Origin of the sequence: Paraburkholderia sp. EG286B, from assembly GCF_040965655.1 — a bacterium.
Taxonomy (GTDB): Bacteria; Pseudomonadota; Gammaproteobacteria; order Burkholderiales; family Burkholderiaceae; genus Paraburkholderia.
The window spans coordinates 1-255 of the sequence record NZ_JBFRCF010000231.1 but is presented as its reverse complement, the minus strand read 5'-3'; the positions used below and the strand labels follow the sequence as shown (position 1 = coordinate 255).

General features: G+C 70.2%; 1 protein-coding gene. It reads left to right on the top strand.

What is annotated here, in order from left to right:
- Positions 1 to 255 (top strand): hypothetical protein (locus AB4Y42_RS44555; protein ID WP_368697935.1); only part of this gene is annotated, 255 nt, incomplete at both ends.

The window sequence follows — 255 nt, the reverse complement described above, 5'->3', positions numbered from 1 at the left end:
CGGCTTGATCTTGATGGCACCGGGGTCGAGGCGAGCGTGCGGACCACGCATGCGCGGCTGGCCGAGCTGCTGGCACATGAGCATGCCTCGCTGGCGCTGGCGCAACGCTGCAGCGGCGTTGCGGCGCCGGCGCCGCTGTTCAGTTCGCTGTTGAACTACCGCCACAACATGCCGGCGGCAATCTCCGGCGCCGGCGCGGCGGATGGGCTATCCGGCGTGGAATGGCTGGGCGGGGAGGAGCGCACCAACTATCCG